Here is a 20,530-nt window from a genome sequence, read left to right on the forward strand (position 1 = left end):
TAGCAATGATGGCTTCAGGAATGAATGGACAGAGTTTTACTTTTCATGGTTATTTGCCAATAGAAAAAGATGAAAAAAGAGCTAGTTTCAAAAATTTAGAAAGAATATCTTTCGAAAAAAATCAATCTCAGATTTTTATAGAAACTCCTTATCGCAATAATAAATTGCTGGAAGATTTAATCCAAACATTGCATCCCGAAACCTATTTATGTATTGCTACTGACATCACATCGCCTACTGAATATATAAAAACCAAGAAAATTTCAGCTTGGAAAAAAGAGACTGTAGATTTACATAAACGACCAACGATTTTTATTATTCATAAAATGTAAAAAAACAAAGCTTTTCATCTATATTTAATCATATACAAACCTAACAGTGAATAAGATAAGTTTAAAAAAGTGATTTATAAATGTTTTTTTTGAGCTTTTTTACGTTTTTAATTTAGAAGGAATCTATAACTGGAAAAAACACTGTAAATATCTATAAAAAGGATATAACTCTATAAAAAAAACACTCAATAAACAACCTAAATTCTGTAAATATTCTACAGAATTTTTTAGTTTATTTAAACACATCTCATTTAATTTATTGGGTGCTTAAAAAATTTAAAGACTTTTTTAATTCGTCATTAGAAAAAGCCTGAATTAAATTTACAAAACAAGTACTTTTATATTTCTTATAAATTATTTTAAAAATGAGTAAACTCCCAAATGTAGAAACCAGCATTTTTACAGTAATGTCAAAAATGGCTGTTGAATATAATGCCATTAATCTTTCACAAGGATTTCCCAATTTTCCTGTTGATGAACGATTGACTCAAATTGTATCAAGAATATCTGCTGAAGACGTACATCAATATACACCAATGGCAGGTTATCCTCCATTGTTAAACAAAATTGCATCTTTACTAAAATCATCATATCAACGAAAAGTTTTTCCCGAAACAGAAATTCTTGTAACAGCTGGAGCAACTCAAGCAATATTTACAACGTTATTAGCTTTGCTAAAACCAAACGACGAAGTAATTATTCTGGATCCAAGTTATGATTGCTATGAAGCTCCTATTTTATTAAGCAATGCAAAGCCTGTGCGTGTCGCACTTAACGATGACTACACTGTTAATTGGAACACTATTGCAAATGCTTTTTCGGATAAAACCAAAATGATTATCATAAATAATCCTCATAATCCAACGGGAAAAATTTTAAATGAATCTGATTTAGAAAACCTTGAAATTCTTTTAGAAAAACACCCTAATGTTTTATTGCTTTCGGATGAAGTTTATGAGCATATTACTTTCGAACAAAAACATATTTCAACTCATACTAGAGAAAAATTACTGAATCGGTGCATTATGATTTCTTCTTTTGGAAAATCATTTCATGTTACTGGCTGGAAAATTGGCTATTTAATTGCTCCTGAATATCTGATGAAAGAAATCAAAAAAGTGCATCAATTTTTAGTCTTTAGCGTTAATAGCATTTGCCAAGTAGCCGTTTCAGAATATCTGGATTTGGTAAAATTAGAAGAAATTAGTCCTTTCTATCAACAAAAAAGAGATTACTTCAGAACATTATTAAAAAATAGTAGATTCCAACTAATGCCTTGCGAAGGAACTTATTTTCAAGTAGCCTCATATGCAAATATTTCAAACGAAAATGATGTAGATTTTTGTAAACGATTAATTACTGATTATGGTGTTGCAGCAATTCCGATATCCAATTTTTATGCAGATGGAAAGGATTTAAAACTAATCAGATTTTGTTTCGCTAAGGACAATTTCACTTTGGAGGAGGCAGCTAGAAGGCTAGAAAAAATATAGTTACTAAGTTGCTAAGTTGCTGAGATTCTAAGTTTTTTTTTAGCGTATCAATATCATTCTTTTAGAAACTTAGTAGCTTACCAACTTAAAAAAAAATTATGCATGCATACTATTTAATTTTGTTACATTTACAATTCTAAACAAAAAACATATGAATTATACCGACAAAATGTTAAGAGACGATGCTTTACAAGGCAAAGTTATAGTAGTTACAGGAGGCGGAAGTGGCTTAGGCAAAGCGATGACTAAATATTTCTTAGAATTAGGAGCAAAAGTTGCTATTACCTCTAGAGATCTGGACAAATTAAAAAAGACAGCTCAAGAACTGGAAACCGAAACTGGAGGCACTTGCCTACCCTTGCAATGTGACGTCCGCCATTATGAAGAAGTAGAAAATATGTTGCAAGAAACATTAAAAGCTTTTGGTAAAGTTGATGTGTTACTGAATAACGCAGCAGGAAATTTTATTTCACCAACAGAACGCTTGTCTGCCAATGCCTTTGATACTGTAATCGATATTGTTTTAAAAGGCACGAAAAACTGCACATTGGCCTTTGGAAAACATTGGATAGATACCAAACAAGCTTCATCAACTATCTTAAATATTGTTACTACTTATGCCTGGACTGGTTCTGCTTATGTAGTTCCAAGTGCAACTGCAAAAGCAGGAGTTTTGGCTATGACTAGAAGTCTTGCTGTAGAATGGGCAAAATATGGCATACGCACCAATGCGATTGCACCCGGTCCATTCCCTACTAAAGGTGCATGGGACAGACTATTACCAGGAGATCTTGCCGAAAAATTTGATCTGGCAAAAAAAGTTCCATTAAAAAGAGTTGGTGATCATCAGGAATTAGCCAATTTGGCTGCTTATTTAGTATCGGATTTTTCAGCTTACGTAAATGGCGAAGTAATCGTTATTGATGGAGGAGAATGGTTGAAAGGAGCTGGACAATTTAATTTATTGGAAGCTATTCCTGAAGAACTTTGGGACCAATTAGAAATGATGATTAAAGCTAAAAAAAGTCGATAAACAGACTTTTATAATCGATAAATGACGTTAAAAATTGTCAATAAAACCAAAAATTCAGCAAAAAAGAGAACTTAAAAGTTCTCTTTTTTGTTTTAGTAAGCACAAAAACAGTAAATAATACTCAGATTATTTATAGTAAGGAGATAAGTCTAAAAACTATTTGCTTTTGTTAACAAAATAGATTTTCAAAAACCATAAATAATTGTATTTTTACCGTTCAAAATTTAGAAAATAAATGGGCAAAATCATAGCGATTGCGAATCAGAAAGGTGGGGTTGGAAAAACAACTACCTCAATTAACCTAGCTGCTTCACTTGGTGTTTTAGAAAAAAAAGTATTACTAATTGATGCTGATCCTCAAGCAAATGCAACATCAGGTTTAGGCATCGATGTTGAAACAGTTGAAATTGGGACTTATCAAATTTTAGAACATAGTAATACGCCATTAGAGGCAGCAATTAAATGTTCCTCTCCAAATGTAGATGTAATCCCTGCACATATTGATCTTGTTGCAATTGAAATCGAATTAGTTGACAAAGAGAACAGAGAATATATGCTTAAAAAAGCATTAGAAAGTGTAAAAGATCAATACGATTATATCTTAATTGACTGTGCGCCGTCTCTTGGATTATTAACTTTAAATGCCTTAACAGCTGCTGATTCAGTTGTTATTCCTATTCAATGCGAATATTTTGCGTTAGAAGGTTTGGGTAAATTATTGAATACTATAAAAAGTATTCAAAAAATTCACAATCCAGATTTAGATATTGAAGGTTTATTATTAACAATGTTTGATTCCAGATTGCGTTTATCTAACCAAGTAGTTGAAGAAGTTCAAAAACACTTCAATGATATGGTTTTTGAAACAGTGATACAAAGAAATGTAAAATTAAGCGAAGCCCCTAGTTTTGGAGAAAGCATCATTAACTATGACGCAACAAGCAAAGGAGCAGTCAATTACATTCATTTAGCACAGGAAATTATAAAGAAAAACAGTAAATAGTTGTATGTCAAAAGCAATAAAAAAACAAGCCTTAGGTAGAGGTTTATCTGCATTATTGAAAGATCCAGAAAACGATATCCAATCCGTAGACGATAAAAATGCTGATAAAGTTGTTGGAAATATTATTGAGCTTGAAATTGATGCTATAGAAATAAATCCATTTCAACCTCGTAGTAATTTCAATGAAGAATCTTTACGTGAATTAGCCACTTCTATTAAGGAATTAGGTGTAATTCAACCTATTACTGTTCGCAAATTAGACTTTAATAAATATCAATTAATTTCTGGAGAGCGTCGTTTACGTGCTTCGAAATTAATTGGACTTACAACTGTACCTGCTTACATTCGTATTGCAAATGATAATGAGTCATTAGTAATGGCTTTGGTTGAAAACATTCAACGTCATGACTTAGATCCAATAGAGATCGCTCTTTCTTACCAAAGATTGATCGACGAAATTCAATTAACTCAAGAACAAATGAGTGAAAGAGTTGGTAAAAAACGTTCTACTATTGCCAATTATTTAAGACTTTTAAAACTTGATCCAATTATTCAGACTGGAATCCGTGATGGCTTTATCAGTATGGGCCACGGTCGTGCAATCATCAATATTGAGGATCATGATGTTCAGACAGATATTTACCAAAAAATAGTTAGCCAAAACCTTTCGGTTAGAGAAACTGAAACTTTGGTTAAAAATTACCATGAAAGTTTAAAACCAAAACCTGTTGTACCAGCAAAAACTTCTTCATTTGAAATTAATGATGAAGATGTAAGCACTTTTAATAAATACTTTGGAACAAAAATAGATATAAAAGTGGCTGGAAATGGTAAAGGAAAAATTACAATTCCGTTTCATTCTGAAGAAGACTTCAATAGAATTATAAAATTAATAGAAGGGTAGTGAATAAAATCGTATTCATATGTCTATTGCTTTTTCTTTTTGGGAACGCAACCACTTTTGCACAAGCAAAAAAAGAGGATGTTTCAAAACCTAATGACACGTTAAAGTTAGTAGAAATAGATCCTTTAACACCCGCAAAAGCTGCCTTTTATTCAGCGATATTGCCTGGACTTGGCCAAGCATACAATAAAGCTTATTGGAAAATCCCAATAGTTTACGGAGCAATTGGAACCAGTTTGTATTTCTATGTAGACAATAGAAAAAAATATAACGAATACCGGGATGCTTACAAAAGTCGTTTATCTGGGAATCCTGATCCAAATTACGCCTATCTTTCAGATACACAATTAATTTCTGCACAAGAATTTTATCAGCGAAATGCTTCGCTATCAGGTTTTTTTGTAATAGGTTTTTATGTACTTAACATTATTGATGCTAATGTACATGCTGCATTAAGACAATTCAATGTCAATCAAAGTTTATCTATAAGACCAGAAATAACTCCCGATGCTGTAACATTAAGATCGAATTTAGCACTAACACTTAATTATCATTTTTAGATTCGAAAATTATTCGTCTCTTTTTTAAAATCAAAAAAATATATCACACAATGAAAATTGCGCTTTTAGGATACGGAAAAATGGGGCAAGTAATCGAAAGAATTGCTTTGGAAAGAGGACATAAAATTGTTTTAAAGAAAGATGAGTTCAATACTTATGATGGACTTGAAACTGCTGATGTTGCTATCGATTTTAGTGTACCAACTGCAGCTGTAAGTAATATTTCTAGCTGTTTTCATGCCAATGTACCTGTTGTATCTGGAACAACTGGTTGGTTAGAACATTATGATGAAATGATTGACCTTTGCAAAAAAACAAATGGTGGATTTATATCTAGTTCTAACTTTAGTCTTGGAGTTAATTTATTCTTTGAATTCAACGAATATCTAGCTAAAATAATGGCTCCATTTGACCATTATAAAGTAGAAATGGAAGAAATTCATCATGACCAAAAACTTGATGCTCCAAGCGGAACCGCAATTTCATTAGCCAAAGGAGTGATTGCAAACAGTAATTATTCAGATTGGACCTTAGGTAACCCAAAGGAAAATGAAATCCATATTGAAGCTATAAGAACAGGAACTGTTCCTGGAACCCATACAGTAACCTACAATTCCGAAGTAGATTCAATTGAAATAAAACACACTGCACACAATCGCGAAGGTTTTGCATTAGGCGCTGTAATTGCTGCCGAATGGTTAGCAGGAAAACAAGGTGTGTTCTCTATGAAAGATGTATTGAATTTAAATTCTAAATAACAATCTAAACAATTAAAATAGATTTAGATTTTTAAATCTAGCTTCTATTTTTAACCTCAAATTTTCAAATTATGACACTAACTCTTTGGTTTGTATTCTTCTTAGCTGTTCAGGTTATTCATTTCCTAGGTACATGGAAACTATATGAAAGTGCAGGTAGAAAACGTTGGGAAGCTGCAATTCCTGTTTACAACGCAATTGTTTTAATGAAAATAATTGGCCGACCAACTTGGTGGACTTTTTTACTTTTCATCCCAATCATTAATTTGATTATGTTTCCTGTTATTTGGGTAGAAACAGTTCGTAGTTTTGGAAAAAAATCAAGCCTTGATACTTTTCTTGCGATTATAACCTTTGGTTTTTATGTTTTTTATATCAATTATACACAACCATTAAACTATATCGCGGATAGAAATGCAAATACAGAACACAAAGCTTCTGACACAGTTAGCTCTTTGCTTTTTGCAATAATTGTCGCTACTATTGTACACACTTATTTCATTCAGCCTTACACTATTCCAACTTCTTCATTAGAGAAATCATTATTAGTAGGAGACTTTTTATTTGTGAGTAAAATGAATTATGGTGCCAGAGTACCAATGACAACAGTAGCAATGCCAATGGTACATGATACCATCCCAATGACCAAACAAAAATCATATTTAAATTGGCCACAACTGCCTTATTTCAGACTTCCTGGTTTTCAAACTATAAATAGAACTGATATTGTTGTTTTCAACTGGCCAGCAGATACTGTAGTCAAGTTCAGAGATCGATCTGGAGTTAGAGTAGACAAACCTATTGATAAGAAATCTAATTATGTAAAACGTTGCGTTGGTGTTCCAGGTGACAGTTTATCTATAAAAGATGGCTTGGTTTACATTAATGGAAAAGAATTAATTTTGCCAGAACGAGCAAAACCACAATTTTCATATAATGTTGCCTTAGATGGAAAAGCTCCTATTGACTTTGAATATCTTTTCAGAGATATGGATATTACAGATGGGGCTGGATTTTTAAATCAACAGACAAGAGACACATTGTTCATTAGTGCATTAACTGCAGCTGGCGCAGAACGATTAAAAAATGTTCCAGGAGTAAAATCTGTAAACAGAGTTATTTATAAAAATGGTGATTTGAGTGTTTTCCCGCATACTAAACCTTGGAGTCAAGATAATTTTGGTCCGATTTATATTCCACAAAAAGGAAAAACTGTTGCTTTGAATTTAGAAACATTACCTCTTTATAAAACAATCATTACTGATTATGAGAAAAATGATTTAAAAATAAATGGTAATGAAATTGTAATCAACGGAAAAGTTGTTACAACTTATACTTTCAAACAAAATTATTATTGGATGATGGGAGACAATCGTCACAACTCCGAAGATAGTCGTTATTGGGGATATGTTCCGGAAAATCATATTGTAGGAAAACCAATTTTCATTTGGATGAGTTGGGACACTAATGGTAAAGGTTTAAATAAAATCCGTTGGAACAGAGTTTTTACAACTGTTAATGGAGAAGGACAACCACAATCCTATTTTAAATATTTCCTTATAGCACTTGCAGCCTTTTTTATTGGTGAATATTTTTGGAAAAAAAGAAAAGCGAAACAAAATATCTAGTTAAAAAGTTTAAAGTTTGAGAGTGACAGATTACTATAAAACTCAAACTTTAAACTTTAAACATTTTAGCAAATGAATATTCTACTACATCCATCCTATTTTCCATCTATAAGTCATTTTGTCGCTATCGCACAATATGACAATTTAACATTTGAAATAGAGGATAATTTTCAGAAGCAAACCAATCGCAATCGCACTTATATTTACAGCCCAAACGGAATTCAATTATTAAATATTCCAATAAAACACTCTAATTTAAGTCATCAGAAAACAAAAGATATTAAAATAGAACAGGAATTTGATTGGCAAAAACAACATTTCAAATCGTTGGAAGCCGCCTATAGAAGTTCTCCATTTTTTGAGTATTTTGAAGATGATTTAATGCCTGTTTTCCAAAAGAAACATACTTACCTGATGGATCTTAATTTGGAAGCTTTTGACATTGTTTGCAAATGTCTGCGAATGAAATTAGAATTCGATACTACAACCGAGTATTTTCATGAAATAGAAGATCCGCAAGTTATAGACTTTCGATATTTAGTAAATGGAAAAAAAGATCATTCTGTTTTCGAATCTTATACTCAAGTTTTTGACGATAAACACGGGTTTTTAAATAATTTAAGTGTACTTGATTTGTTATTCAATGAAGGTAAATTTGCAATGGATTATTTAAAAAATCAAGTCCTTATTCGATAAAATACATTTTACAAACTCAAAAAAGCATAAGAAAAAAATCTTATGCTTTTTTTTATATTCATTTTTATAAGAGTTATTCCATCGACAATTTTGCCATAATTGGAAAGTGATCTGAGTTTTGAAAATCTGAAAAACTTTCAAACTGCTTTACTTCCATACTTTCATCAGCAAAAATATAATCAATACGGGCTGGATAATATTTAAATTTATAAGTTGCGCCGAAGCCTTTTCCGGCTTCCTCAAAACTGTCTTTTAATTTTCCTTTTATACTGCGGTAAACATATGAAAAAGCGCTGTTATTCATATCACCACAAATAATAACCGGATATTTACAATCTTTTTCATGTTCTTTGAAAATAGCAGCTTGTTCTTGCTGCTGTTTAAAGGCTTTACTGATTCTGATATATAGAAACTTTGATTTTTGCTGATCAATTGCATCTATATTTTCGGATATTTCGCCTACTTCGGGAGAAATTTTAATGGATTGCAGATGCATATTATACACTCTGATAATGTCTTTTCCTTTCTTAATATCAGCATAAACTACATTATTATTTGAATGAGGAAAAACTATATGTCCCTGATCAATAATAGGAAATTTAGAAAATATTGCTTGTCCCGTTTTAATTTGATCCCCTTCCATTAAAACGTATTTATATGGATACACTTTCAGATCAATATTAGCAGAATTAGAAAATTCCTGAATACACAATATATCAGGGTTTTGATTATTGATAAACTCCAAAATTGTGTCTGGAATATCATCCCTATCAAGCCATTTAAAGACATTAAACAATCTCACGTTATAACTCATAACAGTAAAATCCTTATCACTTTCCTTAAACTCTTTTGCCGAGAATTTATAAAATTTATTAAAAAAAGTAATTCCAATTAATAGCACCAGACCTGACAGAATCATTCGTTTTTTTAATTGAATAGCCCAATACAGAAAAAACAATCCATTAGCCAAAAAAACAATTGGCATAAACAAAGTCAAAACCGATAAAACCGGGAAGATTTTTGGTGCCAAAAAAGGGAGTAAGTAAGCAATGAATGTTAGTACTATCAGCACTAAATTCAAAAGATACATTCCTTTATTAAACCATGAAAGGTTCTTCATTTTTTAATGTATTTTGAACTTTTAAAAACAAAAGCTCTCGATTTACACTTTAATATTGATATAAAAATAAGTTATTTTCCAGCTTGAAACAAGAATTCTTTTTCTTCCTGATTCAAACTATCATATCCAGACTGACTAATTTTATCCAAAATCTCATCGATTTGTTGTTGTTTTTTATCTTTAACCACTATTTTAGAAATCGGTTTCTCGATTGGTTTTTTGTAATTTTTGTGTACTTTTTTGAACGGAGTCGATGGTTTTTTGAACAGATTAGTAAAGAAGTCTAAAACTGTACTTACTATTTTACTTAAATCAGTTCCGTTTTGAAGCAATTTCACATACATAAAACCAAAAAAAGCTCCTGCTAAATGAGAAATATGCCCTCCTGAATTTCCTAAACGAAATTGCATTAAATCTAATATGATAATTACTGCTGTAACATGCCATAATTTGACATTCCCAACCAATAACAATCTAACATCCATTAAAGGATTATAAGTAGTCGTGGCCACCAAAATAGCCATAACTGCAGCTGAAGCTCCAATTATAGCCCCACTTAAATGCATTAGATTAAAACCTAAAACAAAAATTAATCCGGCAAAAATAGTTCCTAAAATATATACACCTAAATACTGTTTGGCAGTGAAAAAAGTCAAAAACAAGTAACTGGCAAAATTCAGCACTATCATATTAAAAAACAAATGCAAAAAACCATCATGAAAAAAAGCATAGGTTAAAAAAGTCCATGGTTTTACAACAAAAACCGAGGGTTCAGAAGATAAGGCAATCCAATTAGGAAAATCAAAAGCTCCAACGCTATACTGATAAAAGAAAATCAACGAAACCAAAAAACAACCTATATTCCAATAGATCATTTTCATGGCAATACCACCTAATCTATATTGCATTTTCAAATCGTCTAAAATGTTCATGTTTTTATATTTTCGATTATTAAACTAAAATCTACAATTCGTAATTAACGGAATTTAAAATAGTAATTTAATTCCAACGGTTTTTATTAAACTGGTTTTTCTTCCAGTACCACATCATTGCAAAACCAATTATTGCACCTCCAATGTGTGCAAAATGAGCAATTCCGCTTGATCCTCCAAAAATCGAACCTCCAGAAACACCCAAATATAAATCAATTAATAATAATCCAGGAACAAAATATTTCGCTTTAATCGGAATTGGAATAAACATCAAAGCCAATTCAGCATTTGGAAACATAAAAGCAAAAGCGACTAATAATCCATATATAGCTCCCGAAGCTCCAACTACATTCCCCAAATAAGCCCCCATAAAAGCCTGAAAATCTGATGGGGTCAATAAATCCTGCCATCTGGTGTCAAATTTTCCTTCACCCAAAGTTTTTAGGATCTCAACTTTTGAATAACCATTGGCAATTAGAGTTTCCAGACCACTTTCAAAAAAATAATAATTAACAAGTGTATGCAATAATGCAGCTCCTAAACCACATGAAATATAAAAAAACACAAACTTTCTGCCTCCCCAGAAATGTTCCAATGCAGAACCAAAAGAATACAACGCAAACATATTAAAAGCAATATGCATAATGTTAGGCAATGGCGCATGCATGAACATGTGCGTGAAAATTTGCCAAAAATGAAAATCAGGATTTTCGAAAAAATACATCGAAAGCATTCTATAAGCTGGTTCCCCAACAATCATGGAGCCAATATAAAAAAGCACGTTGATTATTAACAACTGTCTTACTGTAGGTGTGATATTCATCATAAGGCAAACTTTTTATCTATATCTTCAACACGCATGGTGATGAAAGTAGGTTTTTGAAATGGGGATACATTTGGATCTTTACAGGCAAAAAGACCGTTAACTAAATTTTCCTGTTCTTTTTCGGTTAAATAAGCTCCTGTTTTGACTGCTAAACTTTTGGCCATTGATTTGGCAATTGTATCGTTTTGACTGAAGCTATTCTCCGGAATTCCATTATGCAAATCGCTTAATAATTGATCCAAAACGGCAGCAACTTCACTTTCTGTTGTATTTACAGGAATACCTGAAATAACAACATGATCTGAATTGGATTCTTCGAAAACAAAACCAATATTAACCAATGATTGTTGCAATTCTGCAATAAGTTCCATTTCGGTTGTAGAATAAAACAAATTTATTGGGAACAACAATTGCTGACTCGAAGCATGTTGTACCGTCATGTTCACCAGAAATTGTTCGTATAAAATACGCTGATGTGCTCTGTTTTGATCGACAATTACCATTCCGGATTTAATAGGCGAAACAATATATTTTTTGTGAATCTGATACGTTTTCTGAACAGCCTGCTCTACTTCTTCATCATTGAACAAAGACGAAGTTACTTCTTCATTTTCAAAAGTAAATTCATTGTTTTCAAAAGAATAATCATTGTTTCTCGAAGCAAATTCATTTCCACCAGAAACGATTCCCGTATCATGTTTTATATCCACATACAAACTTTCCCAACTAGCGGTTGCTTCTACTTTTTTATTTGCCGATGAATAACCTGCTTTACTTGGTTTCTCTTCTGCAAAAGGATTAAAATTTCGATCGATCTGAATCGTTGGAACTTCACCTTCCAGATTTTTATAATGATAAGGCGTATCCAAATTAGCATCTCTTTCAAAATCCAAAACCGGAGCTACATTAAACTGTCCTAAACTATGCTTAATAGATGCTCTTAAAATAGCATACATCGCGCTTTCGTTATCAAATTTGATTTCGGTTTTTGTCGGATGAATATTGATATCAATAGTATTTGGCGGAACCGTTAAATACAAATAATAGCTTGGTTGTGAACCATCTTTCAAGATTCCTTCATAAGCAGCCATAACTGCGTGATGCAAATAAGGACTTTTTATAAAACGATCATTGACAAAGAAAAACTGCTCTCCCCTACTTTTTTTGGCAAATTCAGGTTTGCTTACAAATCCCTGAACATTCATCATTTCGGTATCTTCGACAACAGGAACAAGTTTCTCATTGGTTTTTCCACCAAAAAAATTCACAATCCGTTGTCTCAAACTAGACGGCGGCAAATTATACATATCGCTGCCATTATGATAAAAAGTAAAATGAATTTTTGGGTGTGCCAAAGCCACTCGTTGAAACTCATCAATGATATGACGATATTCAACTGTATCGGATTTCAGGAAATTTCGGCGCGCTGGAATATTAAAAAATAAATTTTTGACAGCAAATGAAGTTCCCTTAGGTAAAACTGCTACATCTTGCGAAATGAATTTACTACCTTCAATAACGATATGAGTTCCTAATTCTTCTTGCTCTAATTTGGTTTTCATCTCCATGTGGGCAATTGCCGCAATAGAGGCCAATGCTTCACCACGAAACCCTTTGGTATTCAGTGAAAACAAATCTTCGGCTTGTCGAATCTTTGAGGTAGCATGGCGTGCAAAACACAAACGAGCATCAGTAACATTCATTCCGCAACCATTATCAATCACTTGAACCAATGATTTTCCGGCATCTTTTATAATCAATTTAATATCTGTTGCTTTGGCATCAACTGCATTTTCCAATAGCTCTTTTACTACCGAAGCAGGTCTTTGCACCACTTCACCAGCGGCAATTTGATTGGCAACATGATCTGGAAGTAATTGAATTATACTCGACATTAAATAATATATAGTTTAAAATTAAGGTTTAAATTTTTCAAACCAAGAAGAACAAATTTAAGGAATTTCTATTGTGTTTTGATAGTTTATCTTCCATAAAAAAACCTATACTATTATAAAACAGTACAGGTTAATAAATATTGTAAACTATGTTTTATTCTTCTATTTGCAAAGGCAAATTTTCGATTCTCAAAGCACCAGAAGGCAACAAATGCTGATTATCGATTTGGTGAGACAACGAAGCTTGTTGACGTATATAAGCCATTTTTATAGCGGCTATAGCTGCTTCAGTTCCTTTGTTTCCGTGAATTCCTCCACTTCTATCAATAGATTGCTGCATCGTATTATCTGTCAACACACAAAAGATAACAGGAATATCTGTTTGAACATTCAAATCTTTAATCCCCTGAGTTACTCCTTCACATACAAAATCAAAATGTTTGGTTTGCCCCTGAATCACACAACCAATGGCGATTACGGCATCAACGTTTTGAGTTTGTAACATTTTTTTTGAGCCATAAATTAGCTCAAAACTTCCTGGTACATTCCAACGAATAATATTATTTGGAAGAACTTCATTGTCTAGCAAAGCCGTAAGAGCTCCATTATAAAGCCCTTCGGTAATAGTATCATTCCATTCTGAAACAACAATCCCAAAGCGAAAGTCTTTCGCGTTTGGGATTGTGTTTTTATCGTAATCAGATAAATTTTTATTTTCGGTAGCCATCTTATTTAAGATTTTAGATTGCAGATTTTAGATTGCAGCAAACTGTCATCTGCATACTGCCAACTGCTTTCTTGTTTTATTGTGCCAAACCAATCAAACCATCCACAGTAGCTGCTTCAGGAGAATTTTCATAATTATCTTTAATATCTTGGAAATATTTCAAAGCATCTGCTTTATTTCCTAAAGCCAAAGCAACTTTACCAGCTTTCATTAAGAAACGAGGCGTTGTAAAATCATTTTTACTAGCTTCAACTGCTTTTATATAATATTCTAAAGCTTCTTTTGGTTGATTTTTTTGTGAATATGCATCGCCAATAGCACCTTTAGACAAAGCACTCAAAATGATATCTTTTGAATTAAATTTACTCAAAAATGTAATTGCTTCATCGTATTTACCTGTATTCAAGTAAGCAATACCAGCATAATAGTTAGCTAAATTTCCAGCAGCTGTTCCAGAATATTCGTCGGCGATTTTTACAAATCCAAATTTCCCTTCAGAACCATTCAATGATAATTTATACAATGAATCGCTAGCTACACCATTGGTAGCTTTCTCAAAATTAGACTGTGCAACAAACATTTCGCTTGCAGCATCTTCTTCTTTTGGATTAGCAATAAATTTTTGATAAGCAAAATACCCTACAGTTACTAATGTAATAGCTCCAACAACTCCAATTATAATTTTTTGATTCTTAGCAACCCAGTCCTCTGTTCTAGAAGCTGTTTCATCTAATTTCGAAAAAACCTCAGCCGTAGCACTGTCTTTTTCGTCAATAATTACATTTTCAACCGCATCGTCTTTAACTTCCTTTTCTTTTGGTGTTTTATATCCTCTTTTACTATAAGTAGCCATTTAAAATTTAATTTATGTGAACGGCAAAAATAAAATTTTTATTCTAATACACGTAAAAAATTTGTATTTTATATGAAAAATTTAAAAATAATTTTCCCACCCTTATTTCCTCAATAACAAAGCCCCTTACGATCAGAATAATTAGGGCGTGCCACCAGCCAGAAAAAAGGGCTATCTACTTTTCCTTCATTGCCCTTTTCTCTGGCTGCTGTCGGGCTATCCATGCTACATGGTAGCTTATTTCTATCCCTCACGCAAACTGATGGGTAAAATTCACCCTTTAATAAAAACCTCTCTTTCCGAAGATAGTTTGAAACCATTTCTTTTCAATAGAATAAAAAAATAGATTATTTTGCAAAATAGAATTTGGCTAACAAATTCAAAGCATATGATTTGTTCTGTTTCAAAAAATAGTAACTTTTATTAAAAAACAATGACACAAGATAAAATCAACAAAGGAAATGAAAACATTCAAGCTTGGTTCAACGGAGTGAAACCTGAGCACAGCTCAATAGTAATACGTGTTGATGCACTGATAAGAGAAATACATCCCGACATATTTTGCACCACAAAATGGCATAAACCATCACAACCACTTGGCATACCTTTTTATGGACTACTCGACAAAGGCTGGATGTTTGCAATGTGGTCGTTTAAAGATAGTGTTGGCGTGGGTTTTATTGCCGGAACACTTCTGGACCCACAACCACCAATTGCAAAGATGGCCGGACCATGGAATAGAAGTACTGAATATAAAGCACGAAGAATTGACATAAATAATAATTCTGAACTCGATGAAGAACTGCTTCGTTCGTGGTTCACTCAAGCAAAGAATTTGCCAGGTTGGAGCAAAATAAAATAAATTTGGTATGGAATTTGAATTAGAATGCAACCCGTTGGGTGAAATTCTAAAAATGAAAAAAATTAACCACATAGAAACATAGATTTAATAGCAAATCATTAAGGAACGAATAGAAATAGCACTATTTTCCACATAGTCAATCTATGTGAGAAGTGAAACGATTATCTAACTCTTTTTTAAAACTATAAATTCTATGTCTCTATGTGGTAAAAAATAATTTCACCCAACGCGTTTAGAATGCAATAAAAAAATAAGTTTTAAAATTACCCGAGAATATATCGAATGTCAATAAAAAAAACTAAAAAGCCAATCCTATTAAAAAAAACTAAAAACCGAATTACAATCCTTGGTTTATCGATATTTTTTAATAATTTACGCCCATTAAGTTGATAATAGAAATTTTAAATTTAATTACCCATTAGATGAATATATCAAAAAAGACAAAAATTGCATTTGCATTTTTAACAATGATGTTGATGTTCAAAACTTATGGACAATCAAACAATTTCACAGTTACCTTGGATGCGGGACATGGCGGTAAAGATACTGGAGCTAAGTATTATGGCAATAATGAAAAAGACCTAACCTTGGCAGTTACTTTAAAAGTAGGTAAATTATTAGAACAAACTCCTAATATAAATTTGATATACACCCGAAAAACCGATGAGTTTATCGAACTAAGAGAAAGAGCAAAAATGGCCAATCGTGCCAATTCAAATTTATTCATATCCATACATTGTAATGCAAACAGAAGCCCAACCGGAAACGGAAGCGAAACATACGTAATGGGAATGTCAAGAGCCAATATGAATTTGGAAGTTTCCAAAGCAGAAAACTCCGTAATCTTTTTAGAAGATAATTATCAAAAAGCATATAAGGGTTTTGATCCGAACAATCCTGGAACATTAATTGGGTTGCAAATAGTACAAGAGAGTAATTTAACGAGCAGTATTGACCTTGCAAATAGAATACAGAATAATTTTTCGAATGCAATAACAATAAAATCCAGAGGAATTAAACAAGAACCGTTATGGGTTTTGGATGCTACTGTAATGCCCGGAGTTTTAGTCGAAATCGGTTTCATTTCAAACCCATTTGATGTTGAAATATTAAAATCTGAAGAGGGTCAGGATAATATTGCCAAAGCCATTGCCAATGCTATTATAAGCTATAAAAATGAATATTTTGGAGATGGTGTGGCGGAAACTTCTGGAGAAAAACAATAGTGATATTCTCCTGACAATGTAATTGCTATCTGAGTTTTAAGCAAAATTGTTTACTCGCAAATATTACTTATATTTAATTGAAAAACATTAAAGACCTTGAAAAAATTAGAAGGAATAAAAATTGAAAACTGGATTGTTAGAAAATAATCTCAAATAAAGGAAACAACACACCAATATTTTTTTCAGACTATCATCAAAAGTCTAATTTTATATCGATATTTTTCAATAATTTGCACCGTCTTTACAAAAGCCACCAAATAGCTTGTAAAGTCAACAATTTCAGCAAAAACTTCAAATGTATTTAAAGAAAATATCCTTATTCAATTACAAAAATTTCTCCGAAGCCAATTTTGAATTCGACAACAAAATCAATTGTTTTGTAGGCAAAAACGGCATTGGAAAAACGAATGTTTTGGATGCAATCTATCATTTGTCGTACGGAAAAAGTTATTTCAATCCACTAGCTGTTCAAAATATCAAACACGGCGAAGAATTCTTTGTGATCGATGCAGAGTTCGAAAAAAACGAAAGAACCGAACAAATTGTTTGCAGTCTGAAAAAAGGACAAAAAAAAGTCCTGAAGCGTAACGGAAAAGCTTATGATAAATTCTCAGATCATATTGGGTTTATTCCTTTAGTAATTATTTCGCCAGCCGACAGAGATTTGATCATTGAAGGAAGCGAAACACGAAGAAAATTCATGGATAGCGTGATTTCTCAATTGGATTCAAACTATTTGCACCAACTGATACAATACCAAAAAGTAATGATTCAGCGCAACGCTCTATTAAAATATTTTGCTCTGAATCATACCTATGACAATGACACGCTCTCAATCTACAACGAGCAGCTGACTGAATTTGGACAATTTATTTTCGAAAAAAGAAAAGCGTTTATTGCAGAGTTTATTCCAATTTTTAATACACATCATCACAACATAACAGGTTCGCAAGAATCGGTTCAAATCATTTATGAAAGTCATTTGTTCGAAAATGATTTACTTACGCTTTTGCAACAAAACATCAACAAAGATCGAATCTTGCAATACACCAGCGTAGGAATTCACAAGGACGACCTTTCATTTGAAATTGATAACTACCCTATCAAGAAATTCGGTTCACAAGGGCAACAAAAATCCTTTTTGATTGCTTTAAAACTAGCGCAATTTGAATTTCTAAAAAAGCAAAGTGGCGTTAAACCAATTCTTCTGTTTGATGATATCTTTGATAAATTAGACGAAAATCGTGTGGCCAAAATCATAGAAATGGTCAATAACGACACTTTTGGGCAACTTTTCATTTCTGATACTCACCCTGAACGCACAGAAACTATTGTAAAGGCAACTTTGCAGAGTTATACTATTTTTAATTTGTAACTTTTATTTACCATTAGTTCCAGATTCAAAAAGTAAAAAAATGTTTATTTTTACAGCAATTAAAACCATTCTTTCGATGAAATTAAAACAACTTTATTTATTCGTTATTTTCTTCATAACATGCTCTTGTATTTCTCAAACAGCTGTTCAAACAATAGATGTTACTTCATATTCTAAGAAAATAAATGAAACTCCAAAAGCACAAATTCTGGATGTCCGCACTCCTGAAGAATACGCCACAGGTCATATCGAGAACTCTGATAATGTAAATTGGTTAAGCGATAGTTTTGTTTCTAGAACCGATAAATATGACAAAACAAAACCTGTATTTGTGTATTGCAAAAGTGGTGGACGAAGCCTTAAAGCTTCCGAAAAATTAGCCGAATTGGGATTTACAACCGTTTACAATCTTGATGGTGGAATGCTAAAATGGGAAGCTGCCGGATTAGCAAAACCTGACACTAAAATCATTGGGATTTGCAGTCAGGAATATGCCGAATTACTTAAAACTAATAAGAAAGTATTAGTAAGTTTCTACGCTCCTTGGTGTGCACCTTGCAAAAAAATGGAGCCATACATTTTGAAAATGCAAAAAGACATGACTGATAAAGTAGTCATTGTTCGATTGAATGCAGATGAAAATAAAACCATTATGCAAGAGTTAAAAATTAGCGAACTCCCAACTTTGGTACTATATGAAAATAAAGCAGTAAAATGGCAAAAATCTGGATTTGTAAGTGAGGAAGAAATAGTAAAACAATTAAACTAATTGATAATGCTCTCAAAAGACACATTAGAATTTCTGACAGATTTGAAAGCCAATAATAACAGAGATTGGTTTTTGGACAACAAAAAGCGTTACGAATTTGTAAAGAAAGACTACCATCAATTGGTCGCTGCTTTACTTGAGGCACTTAAACCTCTAAATCCTGCATTGGAAATGTTAGAGGTTAAAGATTGTACTTTTAGAATCAATCGTGATGTTCGTTTTTCCAAAGACAAATCACCTTATAAAACCAATTTAGGAATTTGGATTTCTGCGGGTTCCAAACATACGGAAGCTTCAGGATATTATCTTCATATAGAAAATGAAAATTGTTTTGTTGGTGGAGGATTATATTGCCCCCAACCCGAACAACTTCAAAAAATCAGAAAAGAAATTCACTTTTTTTATGATGATTTAGTCGAAATTTTAGAAGACAAAAAATTCCAATCGACTTATAAAAATTTAAATAGAGACGAAGCTACAACTTTAAAAAATCCTCCAAAAGGTTATGATAAAGAAGATCCTGCGATTGAATTTCTAAAATTAAAAAGCTTTACCGCTACCCAAAAAATTGACTCAAAATTAATTACTCAAAAAGATTTTGTACCGATAATTGTAGAAAAAATGATGGTATTAAAACCTTTCAATGATTTTATCGACAGAGCTTTATACACCGAATAATTCCAAAAGCAAAACATTCTTAATTACAATTCCTCATGGAGATTTTAAATAATTTTTCTTTAAAAAACTACAATACTTTTGGCATTGAAGCCAAAGCCAAACAATTTGTTGCCGTTCATAATATTTCTGAATTGAAAACTATTTTGGAACAAAATAAAACCGAAAAAAAATTCATTCTTGGCGGTGGCAGTAATATGCTTTTGACAAAAGACATCGATGCTTTGGTTATCCATATAGATTTGAAAGGAAAAAAAATAATCAAAGAAGACGATGATTTTGTTTGGATTGAATGTCAAGCTGGTGAAAACTGGCACCAATTTGTACTTTGGACAATCGATCAAAACTTTGGTGGATTAGAAAACATGTCGCTGATTCCTGGTAACGTTGGAACAACTCCTGTTCAAAACATTGGTGCTTATGGCACCGAAATCAAAGATACTTTTGTTTCTTGCGAAGCTATGAATATTGATTCTCAGGAAATCAAAACGTTTACCAATATCGAGTGTAATTTTGGATATAGAGAAAGTATTTTCAAAAATGAAGTAAAAGATCAATACATTATAACATCGGTAATTTATAAACTAACAAAACGCAATCATAAAATAAACACTTCATACGGAGATATTACAGCCGAATTAACCAAAAATAACGTTACAAATCCAACTCTAAAAGACGTTAGTAACGCTGTTATTGCGATTAGAAAAAGTAAATTACCAGACCCTGCCGAATTAGGAAATAGCGGTAGCTTTTTCAAAAACCCAATTCTGTTAAAATCAGATTTCGAGAAAATCCATCAAAAATTCCCTGAAATGAGATACTTTGATATTTCAGAAACCGAAGTAAAAGTCCCGGCTGGATGG

Annotated in this window: 21 protein-coding genes; 15 read left to right on the forward strand and 6 right to left on the reverse strand. The window is 32.2% G+C overall.

The genetic code is table 11. The features are described from left to right. The 9 genes from VLC96_RS04800 to VLC96_RS04840 all read left to right on the forward strand — a co-directional run. A partial coding sequence (locus VLC96_RS04800; RefSeq protein WP_491700814.1) for an SAM-dependent methyltransferase occupies positions 1 to 332 on the forward strand: 332 nt, incomplete at its 5' end. A 365-nt stretch (positions 333 to 697) separates the two neighbouring features. Further along, a complete protein-coding gene (locus VLC96_RS04805) occupies positions 698 to 1,825 on the forward strand; it encodes a methionine aminotransferase (protein WP_325260964.1) in 1,128 nt (375 codons plus the stop codon). Positions 1,826 to 1,976: 151 nt separating this feature from the next. Next, positions 1,977 to 2,858 (forward strand): SDR family oxidoreductase, encoded by an 882-nt coding sequence (locus VLC96_RS04810; RefSeq protein ID WP_325260965.1) that lies wholly within the window; start codon positions 1,977 to 1,979, stop codon positions 2,856 to 2,858. Positions 2,859 to 3,093: 235 nt separating this feature from the next. After that, positions 3,094 to 3,861 (forward strand): ParA family protein, encoded by a 768-nt coding sequence (locus VLC96_RS04815; protein ID WP_325260966.1) that lies wholly within the window; start codon positions 3,094 to 3,096, stop codon positions 3,859 to 3,861. Positions 3,862 to 3,865: 4 nt separating this feature from the next. Next, positions 3,866 to 4,765: a ParB/RepB/Spo0J family partition protein gene (locus VLC96_RS04820; protein WP_325260968.1), complete on the forward strand. Its 900-nt coding sequence runs from the start codon at positions 3,866 to 3,868 to the stop codon at positions 4,763 to 4,765. Further along, positions 4,765 to 5,325: a DUF5683 domain-containing protein gene (locus tag VLC96_RS04825; protein ID WP_325260969.1), complete on the forward strand. Its 561-nt coding sequence runs from the start codon at positions 4,765 to 4,767 to the stop codon at positions 5,323 to 5,325. The genes VLC96_RS04820 and VLC96_RS04825 overlap by 1 nt, the downstream gene beginning before the upstream one ends. 50 nt (positions 5,326 to 5,375) lie before the next feature. Beyond that, complete coding sequence (gene dapB / locus VLC96_RS04830) at positions 5,376 to 6,083, forward strand: 4-hydroxy-tetrahydrodipicolinate reductase (protein ID WP_325260971.1); 708 nt, start codon at positions 5,376 to 5,378, stop codon at positions 6,081 to 6,083. 71 nt (positions 6,084 to 6,154) lie between these two features. After that, positions 6,155 to 7,711, forward strand: coding sequence for a signal peptidase I (gene lepB, locus VLC96_RS04835; protein ID WP_325260973.1), 1,557 nt, complete (start codon positions 6,155 to 6,157; stop codon positions 7,709 to 7,711). Positions 7,712 to 7,783: 72 nt separating this feature from the next. Next, a complete protein-coding gene (locus VLC96_RS04840; RefSeq protein ID WP_325260975.1) occupies positions 7,784 to 8,407 on the forward strand; it encodes a WbqC family protein in 624 nt (207 codons plus the stop codon). 73 nt (positions 8,408 to 8,480) lie between these two features. Here VLC96_RS04840 and VLC96_RS04845 read toward each other — a convergent pair whose 3' ends face one another. The 6 genes from VLC96_RS04845 to VLC96_RS04870 all read right to left on the reverse strand — a co-directional run bounded on the left by VLC96_RS04845 (position 8,481) and on the right by VLC96_RS04870 (position 14,760). Continuing rightward, on the reverse strand, positions 8,481 to 9,527 hold the full coding sequence (locus VLC96_RS04845) for an endonuclease/exonuclease/phosphatase family protein (protein ID WP_325260977.1): 1,047 nt from the start codon (positions 9,525 to 9,527) through the stop codon (positions 8,481 to 8,483). Positions 9,528 to 9,598: 71 nt separating this feature from the next. Then, on the reverse strand, positions 9,599 to 10,459 hold the full coding sequence (locus VLC96_RS04850) for a rhomboid family intramembrane serine protease (RefSeq protein ID WP_325260979.1): 861 nt from the start codon (positions 10,457 to 10,459) through the stop codon (positions 9,599 to 9,601). Positions 10,460 to 10,526: 67 nt separating this feature from the next. Further along, complete coding sequence (locus VLC96_RS04855; RefSeq protein WP_325260981.1) at positions 10,527 to 11,285, reverse strand: rhomboid family intramembrane serine protease; 759 nt, start codon at positions 11,283 to 11,285, stop codon at positions 10,527 to 10,529. Continuing rightward, entirely contained in the window at positions 11,282 to 13,180 is a 1,899-nt protein-coding gene (mutL, locus tag VLC96_RS04860) for a DNA mismatch repair endonuclease MutL (RefSeq protein ID WP_325260983.1), read from the reverse strand. Before mutL ends, VLC96_RS04855 begins: the two co-directional genes overlap by 4 nt. 154 nt (positions 13,181 to 13,334) lie before the next feature. Continuing rightward, positions 13,335 to 13,907, reverse strand: a complete 573-nt coding sequence (gene ribH, locus VLC96_RS04865) for a 6,7-dimethyl-8-ribityllumazine synthase (RefSeq protein ID WP_325260984.1) — start codon at positions 13,905 to 13,907, stop codon at positions 13,335 to 13,337. 76 nt (positions 13,908 to 13,983) lie between these two features. Then, the gene (locus tag VLC96_RS04870) at positions 13,984 to 14,760 is read right to left on the reverse strand and encodes a tetratricopeptide repeat protein (protein WP_325260985.1); all 777 of its coding nucleotides are present in this window, start codon (positions 14,758 to 14,760) and stop codon (positions 13,984 to 13,986) included. Between the two features lie 433 nt (positions 14,761 to 15,193). Here VLC96_RS04870 and VLC96_RS04875 point away from each other — a divergent pair, with 433 nt between their 5' ends. From VLC96_RS04875 to murB, 6 genes are all read left to right on the forward strand, one after another. After that, positions 15,194 to 15,622 (forward strand): DUF1801 domain-containing protein, encoded by a 429-nt coding sequence (locus VLC96_RS04875; RefSeq protein ID WP_325260986.1) that lies wholly within the window; start codon positions 15,194 to 15,196, stop codon positions 15,620 to 15,622. A gap of 422 nt (positions 15,623 to 16,044) precedes the next feature. After that, positions 16,045 to 16,848 (forward strand): N-acetylmuramoyl-L-alanine amidase family protein, encoded by an 804-nt coding sequence (locus tag VLC96_RS04880; protein WP_325260988.1) that lies wholly within the window; start codon positions 16,045 to 16,047, stop codon positions 16,846 to 16,848. 295 nt (positions 16,849 to 17,143) lie between these two features. Continuing rightward, positions 17,144 to 18,223 carry a DNA replication/repair protein RecF gene (gene recF / locus VLC96_RS04885; RefSeq protein WP_325260989.1) on the forward strand — a complete coding sequence of 360 codons (1,080 nt, stop codon included), beginning with the start codon at positions 17,144 to 17,146 and terminating at the stop codon, positions 18,221 to 18,223. A gap of 40 nt (positions 18,224 to 18,263) precedes the next feature. Then, the gene (locus VLC96_RS04890) at positions 18,264 to 18,992 is read left to right on the forward strand and encodes a thioredoxin domain-containing protein (RefSeq protein ID WP_325260990.1); all 729 of its coding nucleotides are present in this window, start codon (positions 18,264 to 18,266) and stop codon (positions 18,990 to 18,992) included. A 6-nt stretch (positions 18,993 to 18,998) separates the two neighbouring features. Beyond that, on the forward strand, positions 18,999 to 19,670 hold the full coding sequence (locus VLC96_RS04895) for a DUF2461 domain-containing protein (RefSeq protein ID WP_325260991.1): 672 nt from the start codon (positions 18,999 to 19,001) through the stop codon (positions 19,668 to 19,670). A 35-nt stretch (positions 19,671 to 19,705) separates the two neighbouring features. Next, the coding region (gene murB, locus VLC96_RS04900) for a UDP-N-acetylmuramate dehydrogenase (RefSeq protein WP_325260993.1) at positions 19,706 to 20,530 on the forward strand (825 nt) is incomplete at its 3' end.

This window comes from Flavobacterium sp. (assembly GCF_035456085.1).
Classification (GTDB): Bacteria; Bacteroidota; Bacteroidia; order Flavobacteriales; family Flavobacteriaceae; genus Flavobacterium.